Here is a 5,048-nt window from a genome sequence, read left to right as displayed (position 1 = left end):
CCGGCGGCGGCGTTCTGGTCCTTCACGCTCTATGACAATCAGACGCGCTCGATGCTGGTGACACCGCAAAAGTACCCGCGTGCCGGCAGCCAAAGCTATCCGTCACCTGCTGCCGAAGCTGCGGAGGACGGGACGACGACAGTCTGGTTCGCGCCGGAGCAGCCCGAAGGCGTAGCGCGCGGCAACTGGATCCAGACCGATCCGCAAAAGGGCTGGGTCACCATCCTGCGGCTCTACAGTCCGCTTGCGTCGTTCTTCGACAAGTCCTGGCGGCCAAGCGAGATCGAAGTGGTCGAATAGCGCGGGCGGCGGATGCCCGCGATGGTCTCGATCGCAGCCGTTCGCTCCATTTTTCAACGAATGGCTGCTCTCCGCCGGAAGCGCCTGTCGCCTTCCTCGGCAAGACAAAACCCGCCCGATCGTCTTCGATCGGGCGGGTTTTCTAATTGACGTCGAACCGTCCAACCCCGGTCAGCTGCAGCCGCTGGTCGAGCCGCAGGTGTCGCACTTCAGGCAGGTGCCGTTGCGCACCATGGTGAAGTTGCCGCATTCCGGGCAGCTTTCGCCTTCGTAGCCCTTCATCCGCGCCTGGGCGACCTTCTGGGCGATGCTGGGAGCCGGGGCCTCCGACGTGCCGACCGGGATTTCCGGCTCGGCCTCCGCTGCCGCGTCGCGGCGGAAGGCGCGGAGGAGAGGGCGCCGTATCGGTCGGCGGTAGGGATTTCATCGCGCCGTCATTCCGCGCGGCAGGCGGTGTGATTCATGCCTGGAAAGTGGCGATGAAGCCCGGCAAACCGATGTTGTTCGGAACCATCGGCAATACGGTATTCTTGGCCTGCCGGGCAATCCGCTTGCCGCTATCGTCGGCTTCGAACTTTTCGGCCGTGGCCAATTGCAGCGCCTTGGCGGGGCCGATTGCCGTGTTCGTTCCCTGGCAAGGGCGGTGCGGGCTTTTCCTTTGACCGCAAGACCGGGCGGCGCGAGTTCGCTCCCGTACGGATCGTGGGCAAGCCGGCAGAAGGACGACTGGTCGTAGAACAGCTCGGCAATGGCAGTTCCGGCACCCTTTATCCGCTTTGTCGGGCCGATGGCCTTCTGGTGATCCCCGAAGCTATGGGCGACGTGAAAGCCGGGCATGCGCTCGACTTTCTTCCCATGCCCCATGCGCGTTGCTGAGCGAACGTCTACGCTGCGTCGGGTATCGCCTCCTCAGCTACGAGGCTGTTCACGCCTGCGAAATCCAGCTAGCCGGCGAATGCCCATTTTGTACTCATAAGCTCAAAAATTTCGTGCTTTGTATATAAAACTCGCGATAGCCGTCACCTAACCAGCTGAAATCCTTGCATCTTGAGATTGGCGCGGTTCCTGCTTAAGGCGCGGTGCAGTTCATTGCAGATGCAGATCGAACTCCCAAGAAAGGATCATGCTATGGAACGTCGCAAATTCCTGACGTTTGGCGCTGCGGCAGTGTCGGCGCCGCTTGCCGCGCCTGCCATCGTTCGGGCGCAGGAAGCGTTCGCATGGAAAATGACGAATGCCTATTCCCCCAGCTCGCCCTTCTATGTCGAGGGTCCAGGCAGCCCTACCGACTTCTGCAAGAAGGTGGCGGCCATGTCGGATGGCCGGCTGACGATCCAGCATTTCGCGGCGGGCGAACTCATCCCGGCGCTGGAAGGCTTCGATGCCGTTCGTGACGGCACGGTGGAGATGAATGCCGCCAATGCCTATTTCTGGGCCGGCAAGCTGCCGGCGGCGCAATATTTCACGACCGTTCCATTCGGCCTGAACTTCCAGGGGATGAACGCCTGGCTCTACCACGGCGGCGGCATGGAGCTTTGGGACGAGCTCTACGCGCCTTTGGGCGTGAAAGCCCTTCCCATGGGCAATACCGGCGTCCAGATGACCGGTTGGTTCCGCAAGCCGATCGAGAGCATCGATGATTTCAAAGATCTGAAGATGCGGATCCCCGGCCTGGCCGGCAAGGTTTACGCTGCTCTCGGCGTCGACGTTAAGCTGTTGCCCGGCGGTGAGATCTTCCCGGCGCTCGAGCGCGGCGTCATAGACGCGGCGGAATTCGTCGGCCCGTATCAGGACCGTCGCCTCGGGTTGCAGAACGCGGCGAAATACTATTACACCACAGGCTGGCACGAGCCGTCGAACGCAACGGAACTCTTGATCAACAAGGTTGCGTGGGAGTCGCTTCCCGATGATCTCAAGGCGATCGTGCAGGTTGCCGCGATGGCATGCAATCTGGAAAGCCACACTTGGTGCGAGGCCAACAATGCCGCGGCGCTGAAGGATCTCGTCGAGAACCATGGCGTGCAGGCAAACGTCTTGCCGGCCGATGTGGTGGCCAGGCTGAAGGAGGTGACGGACCAGATCCTTGCCGAGGGTGCCGCCGCCGATCCGGCAACGAAGAAGGTGCACGACGCATTCATGGCCTTCAAGGCCGAGCATGACCAGTGGTCGGCGATCTCCGAAAGGCCGTATCACAACAGCCTGGCCGGGTAACCGGATGGCCCGGCTGCTCTTGTCGCTCGCGGACGGCGCATCGAGCGCCGTCCGCATCATCGGCCAGATCGCGGCGTGGTCCGGCCTGGTGCTCGTGCTGACCGTCGCCTTCAATGTGCTGGCCAGGTATTTCTTTTCCTATGGCAGCGTCGCGCTGCAGGAAGCGGAATGGCACCTGATGGGGGTCGGGGCTCTCTTCGGCATGTCCTATGGCCTCAACCAGGGGGCGGAAGTCCGCGTCGATGTCGTCTATGACCGTCTGCCCCGGCGTCTGCAGGTCTTCGTCGAGGTCCTCGGAAATCTGCTGCTTTTCGCTGTCGCCGTGCTCATCGCCTGGTTGAGCGCCCGCTATGTCCAAAGCAGCTATGCCATCAACGAGGGTTCGCCCGATCCCGGCGGCTTGCCGATGCGCTATCTGCTGAAGGCCGCAATGCCGGTCGCATTCGTCCTGCTTGCGGTTCAGGCACTCGCCAGGGCGGCAGCGGATATCGGCCGCCATCTGGCACCCATCCCGGTCGCGCCTTCGGGCGAAGCGGAAAGCCTCATTTGAACCCATCGGGCGATATCGATGCCAATCACGGAAATACTTGCGCTTTGCATGATCGGCGCATTCTTCGTCATGCTTCTCGCCGGCATACCGGTTGCGGTGTGCCTTGCGGTGACAGGCTTTGTGTTCGGCTATGCCGGCTTCGGGCCGACACTCTTCAACCTCGTTCCAGCACGCATTTTCGGCGTCGTGACCAATTACACGCTGCTGGCACTCCCGCTCTTCATCTTCATGGGCATCATGCTGGAGCGGTCGAAGATCGCCGAGGAACTTCTCGAAGTCATAGGACTTGCGATGGGCGGTCTCAGGGGCGGCATGGCAATGGCGATCATCTTCGTCGGTGTGCTGATGGGGGCCGCATCCGGGGTTGTCGGAGCGACCGTTGTCACGGTCGGTCTGATTGCTCTCGGACCCATCATCAATCGCGGCTACGACAAAGGGGTGGCTACCGGCGTCATCTGCGCTTCCGGAACGCTCGGGCAGATCATTCCGCCGAGCCTCGTCCTCATCCTCCTCGCCGATATCATGGGCGAGTCCGTGGGCACGCTCTTTGCCGCAGCGCTCCTCCCGGGATTGCTGCTGTCCGGTCTCTTCATCGCCTATGTGCTCTTTCTCGGCATCTTCAGCCCGCAAAAGGTGCCGGCGATACCGGCTGACGAGCGCGCCGTCTATTCGGGTGCCGACCTTGCCGGCAAGCTCGTGAAGGTGGTCCTGCCGCCGATCTTTCTGATCGTTCTCGTGCTAGGTTCCATCATCGGCGGTGTCGCCGCCCCGACCGAGGCGGCATCCATGGGGGCGTTCGGCAGTGTCGCGCTGGCCTATTTCTCCGGCCGTCTTACCTTTGACGTGCTTCGCGATACCGTTCGCTCTGCTTTCGTCACCAGTGCAATGGTGTTCTTCATCCTGATCCTGGCCCAGCCGTTCGGGCTGGCGTTCCGAGGGCTCGGCGGGGAGCGGTTGGTGCAGGACGCCTTCACGTTCGTTCCAGGCGGCATGGATGGGCAGATCCTGTTCCTGATGCTGATCCTCTTCGTGCTTGGCTTCTTCCTCGAGTGGATCGAGATTTCCTATATCGCCCTGCCGCTGTTCCTGCCGATCTTCGCGCAGGCCGGCGTCGATATGGCCTGGATTGCCATTCTGGTCGCCGTGAACCTGCAGACGTCGTTTCTGACGCCACCTTTCGGCTGGGCTCTGTTCTTCCTGAAGGGGGTGGCGCCGCCGAGCATTGCGACCATGGATATCTATCGTGGCGTCGTGTCGTTCATCGCCCTGCAACTGATCGGCCTGGCACTCGTTTTTCTGTTCCCGGCGCTCGCCACATGGCTGCCGGGCACCATCGGGTGGTGAGAACGGCGACTTCTTCGACGGCGCGAAGACCTACAAGGTCACGTTGCCCAAGGATATTCCGGCGGCGGCGTTCTGGTCCTTCACGCTCTATGACAATCAGACGCGCTCGATGCTGGTGACACCGCAAAAGTACCCGCGTGCCGGCAGCCAAAGCTATCCGTCACCTGCTGCCGAAGCTGCGGAGGACGGGACGACGACAGTCTGGTTCGCGCCGGAGCAGCCCGAAGGCGTAGCGCGCGGCAACTGGATCCAGACCGATCCGCAAAAGGGCTGGGTCACCATCCTGCGGCTCTACAGTCCGCTTGCGTCGTTCTTCGACAAGTCCTGGCGGCCAAGCGAGATCGAAGTGGTCGAATAGCGCGGGCGGCGGATGCCCGCGATGGTCTCGATCGCAGCCGTTCGCTCCATTTTTCAACGAATGGCTGCTCTCCGCCGGAAGCGCCTGTCGCCTTCCTCGGCAAGACAAAACCCGCCCGATCGTCTTCGATCGGGCGGGTTTTCTAATTGACGTCGAACCGTCCAACCCCGGTCAGCTGCAGCCGCTGGTCGAGCCGCAGGTGTCGCACTTCAGGCAGGTGCCGTTGCGCACCATGGTGAAGTTGCCGCATTCCGGGCAGCTTTCGCCTTCGTAGCCCTTCATCCG

The 5,048-nt window shown here is 62.1% G+C and carries 6 protein-coding genes and 2 pseudogenes; 6 read left to right on the top strand and 2 right to left on the bottom strand.

The genetic code is table 11. From position 1 onward, the window contains the following. Window positions 1-300, top strand: a 300-nt coding sequence (locus H2509_RS13615) for a DUF1214 domain-containing protein (protein WP_182163749.1), incomplete at its 5' end; no start/stop codon positions are given. 171 nt (window positions 301-471) lie between these two features. Here H2509_RS13615 and H2509_RS21260 read toward each other — a convergent pair. Continuing rightward, window positions 472-684 (bottom strand): annotated as a pseudogene (locus H2509_RS21260) (hypothetical protein); the annotation flags it as partial. A 76-nt stretch (window positions 685-760) separates the two neighbouring features. Further along, window positions 761-892: a hypothetical protein gene (locus H2509_RS21085; RefSeq protein ID WP_268925993.1), complete on the bottom strand. Its 132-nt coding sequence runs from the start codon at window positions 890-892 to the stop codon at window positions 761-763. A 23-nt stretch (window positions 893-915) separates the two neighbouring features. Here H2509_RS21085 and H2509_RS13610 point away from each other — a divergent pair, with 23 nt between their 5' ends. From H2509_RS13610 to H2509_RS21255, 5 genes and pseudogenes are all read left to right on the top strand, one after another. Then, window positions 916-1,176, top strand: a complete 261-nt coding sequence (locus tag H2509_RS13610) for a hypothetical protein (protein WP_209001957.1) — start codon at window positions 916-918, stop codon at window positions 1,174-1,176. Between the two features lie 252 nt (window positions 1,177-1,428). After that, entirely contained in the window at window positions 1,429-2,511 is a 1,083-nt protein-coding gene (locus tag H2509_RS13605; protein ID WP_182166145.1) for a TRAP transporter substrate-binding protein, read from the top strand. Between the two features lie 4 nt (window positions 2,512-2,515). Further along, window positions 2,516-3,061, top strand: coding sequence for a TRAP transporter small permease subunit (locus H2509_RS13600; RefSeq protein ID WP_182166143.1), 546 nt, complete (start codon window positions 2,516-2,518; stop codon window positions 3,059-3,061). Window positions 3,062-3,079: 18 nt separating this feature from the next. Further along, a complete protein-coding gene (locus tag H2509_RS13595; protein WP_182166141.1) occupies window positions 3,080-4,405 on the top strand; it encodes a TRAP transporter large permease in 1,326 nt (441 codons plus the stop codon). A gap of 7 nt (window positions 4,406-4,412) precedes the next feature. Then, a pseudogene (locus H2509_RS21255) lies at window positions 4,413-4,763 on the top strand (DUF1214 domain-containing protein); the annotation flags it as partial. Window positions 4,764-5,048 lie beyond the last annotated feature (285 nt).

Origin of the sequence: Stappia albiluteola, from assembly GCF_014050225.1 — a bacterium.
Classification (GTDB): Bacteria; Pseudomonadota; Alphaproteobacteria; order Rhizobiales; family Stappiaceae; genus Hongsoonwoonella; species Hongsoonwoonella albiluteola.
This window is presented reverse-complemented; position numbering and strand designations above follow the sequence as displayed.

Bases quoted from the DNA above. Each gene is read 5' to 3' on its own strand.
- H2509_RS13605 (WP_182166145.1), top strand. From the start codon at position 1,429: ATGGAACGTCGCAAATTCCTGACGTTTGGCGCTGCGGCAGTGTCGGCG.
- H2509_RS13600 (WP_182166143.1), top strand. From the start codon at position 2,516: ATGGCCCGGCTGCTCTTGTCGCTCGCGGACGGCGCATCGAGCGCCGTC.
- H2509_RS13595 (WP_182166141.1), top strand. From the start codon at position 3,080: ATGCCAATCACGGAAATACTTGCGCTTTGCATGATCGGCGCATTCTTC.